The organism is Azospirillum sp. UFLA03-27 (genome assembly GCF_059803775.1).
In genome coordinates this window covers 1-2,661 of record NZ_JAUQTX010000440.1, presented here as the reverse complement: position 1 = coordinate 2,661, position 2,661 = coordinate 1, and the positions used below count along the sequence as shown (strand labels likewise).

The following is a 2,661-nucleotide window of genomic DNA, read 5'->3' as shown; positions in this document are numbered from 1 at the left end:
ATAAGAGACAGCCGTGCCCAGGGGCCGCGCCCGTCCTATGGCGAGCGGGGTGGCTTCGGCGACCGCAACGAGCGTGGGGGTGACCGCGGGTTCGGTAACCGTGGTTTCAACGACCGGGGCGGTGATCGTGGCGGTGATCGCGGGTTCAGTGGCCGGGGCGACAGCCGTGGCTTCAACGATCGCGGTGGTGACCGGGGCTTTAATGACCGGGGCGGCGATCGCGGCGGCCCGCGCCGTCCGGCAGGCGGCCCGGCCACCCAGACCGAGGGCACCGTGAAGTGGTTCAACGCCACCAAGGGCTTCGGCTTCATCGCCCAGGACGGCGGCGGCCAGGACGTGTTCGTTCACATCAAGGCGGTGGAGCGTTCCGGCCTGCAGGGGCTGAACGACGGCCAGCGCGTCCGCATCTCCGTCCGCCAGGGCGACAAGGGGCCGGAAGCCGTGTCGGTCGAAGAGGCGTAAAGCGTCGGACCACCGAAGGTGGGCCTCCGAAGGTAAGGTGTCGTTCGGCCCGGTTGAACGGCGGCGCAAAGCCGCGCATCGTGGCGGAGCGGGGCGGCGGTGCGACGGCACGCCGCCCCGGCCCGACACGACCAAGAGAGGACGTCCAGTGGTTCCCGTCACCTGTCCGACCACGCCCTTCGACGGCCAGAAGCCCGGCACCTCCGGGCTGCGCAAGGCCGTGAAGGTCTTTGAGCAGCCGCGCTATCTGGAAAACTTCGTCCAATCCATCTTCGACTGCGTGGACGGCCTGTCCGGCGCCACGCTGGTGATCGGCGGCGACGGGCGGTACCACAACCGCACCGCCGTTCAGACCATCCTGCGCATGGCCGCCGCCAACGGCGTCGCGCGTGCGGTCGTCGGGCGCGGCGGCATCCTGTCCACCCCGGCGGCCTCCTGCGTCATCCGCAAGCGCGGCGCCATCGGTGGCGTGATCCTGTCGGCCAGCCACAACCCCGGCGGCCCGGACGGCGATTTTGGCATCAAGTTCAACGCTGCCAACGGCGGCCCGGCGCCGGAAGCGCTGACCGACGCCTTCTTCGCCCGCTCCAAGGGCATCACCGAATACAAGACGCTGGAGTCGCCGGACCTCGACCTCGACCGTCTCGGCGAGACGGCGCTCGGCGGCATGGCGGTGGAGGTCATCGACCCTGTGGCTGACTACGCGGAGCTGATGGAATCGCTGTTCGACATGGCGGCGATCCGCAAGCTGTTCTCGTCGGGCTTCCGCATGGTGTTCGACGCCATGCACGCGGTCACCGGCCCCTACGCCACGGAGATCCTGGAGCGCCGGCTGGGCGCCCCCGCCGGCACCGTCATCAACGGCACGCCGCTGGAGGATTTCGGCGGGCACCACCCCGATCCGAACCTCGCCCACGCGGAGGAGCTGGTGGAGCGGCTGTTCGGGCCGGACGCGCCGGACTTCGGCGCCGCCTCGGACGGCGACGGCGACCGCAACATGATCCTGGGCCGCAACGTCTTCGTGTCGCCCAGCGACAGCCTCGCCGTGCTGGCCGCCAACGCCACCCACGTCCCGGCCTTCAAAGGCGGTCTGGCGGGCGTCGCCCGCTCCATGCCGACCAGCCGGGCGGTGGACCGCGTGGCGGCGAAGCTGGGGATTTCCTGCTACGAGACGCCGACGGGCTGGAAGTTCTTCGGCACGCTGCTCGACGCCGGACGCATCAACCTGTGCGGCGAGGAGAGCTTCGGCACCGGCGCCGACCATGTGCGCGAGAAGGATGGGCTTTGGGCCGTCCTGATGTGGCTCAACGTGCTGGCCGCCCGCGGCCTGTCGGTGGCCGAGCTGATGGCCGAGCATTGGGGCACCTACGGGCGCACCTATTACGGCCGCCACGATTACGAGGCCATCCCGCAGGAGGCCGCCGACGCCCTGATCGCCGAATTGCGCGGGACACTGCCCTCGCTGGCCGGCACGGCTCTCGGCGGGCGCACGGTCGCGGCGGCGGACGAGTTCGCCTACACCGACCCGGTGGACGGCAGCCGGTCGGAGCGGCAGGGTCTGCGCGTCGGGTTCGAGGACGGCTCGCGCATCGTCTACCGCCTGTCCGGCACCGGCACGTCGGGCGCCACGTTGCGCGTCTATTTCGAGCGGTACGAGCCGGTCGGCGGCGAGCATGGGCTGGACGCCCCGGTGGCGCTGAAGCCGCTGGCCGATCTGGCGGCGGAACTGGCCGGCATCGAGCGCCACACCGGACGCACCAAGCCGGACGTCGCCACCTAAAGATTTGTTCTGAAAGAAGGCCCTTCCTCCCACGCTGGGGGGGGAAGGGCCTTTTCCTTTTTCAGAACACTGCCTGGAGCAGGCCCAGCGTGCGCCGCTTGGCCAGGGCGGCGCTCGCCGCGTCGTAGCTGGCGCGCTCGTCGCAGTTGAAGCCGTGGCCGGCGGGGTAGAGGTGCGTGATGGCGCCGGGATGGCGCTGGCGAACCGCCTCGGCCACCGTCAGCGGGATGGCATGGTCCGTCTCGCCGAAATGCAGCAGCACGGGAGTGCGCGGAACCTCATCCAACCGGTTGCCGATGCCGCCGCCGTAATAGGCAACGGCGGCGCGGACGGGCAGGCGCGACGCGGCGGCCCAGGCGATGGTGCCGCCCCAGCAATCTGTCTCTTATACACATCTGACGCTGCCGACGATTATACGC

Annotated in this window: 2 protein-coding genes and 1 pseudogene; 2 read left to right on the top strand and 1 reads right to left on the bottom strand. The window is 70.3% G+C overall.

Translation table 11 applies throughout. The features are described 5' to 3' along the window. Together Q4I23_RS32035 and Q4I23_RS32030 are read left to right on the top strand one after the other, a co-directional pair. Nucleotides 1–462: cold-shock protein (locus Q4I23_RS32035; RefSeq protein ID WP_498528913.1), on the top strand; the 462-nt coding region annotated here is incomplete at its 5' end. Between the two features lie 148 nt (nucleotides 463–610). Beyond that, nucleotides 611–2,242, top strand: a complete 1,632-nt coding sequence (locus Q4I23_RS32030) for an alpha-D-glucose phosphate-specific phosphoglucomutase (RefSeq protein WP_498528912.1) — start codon at nucleotides 611–613, stop codon at nucleotides 2,240–2,242. 61 nt (nucleotides 2,243–2,303) lie between these two features. Here the strand turns inward: Q4I23_RS32030 and Q4I23_RS32025 are convergent. Continuing rightward, nucleotides 2,304–2,606, bottom strand: a pseudogene (locus Q4I23_RS32025) (dienelactone hydrolase family protein); the annotation flags it as partial. Between the last annotated feature and the right edge of the window lie 55 nt (nucleotides 2,607–2,661).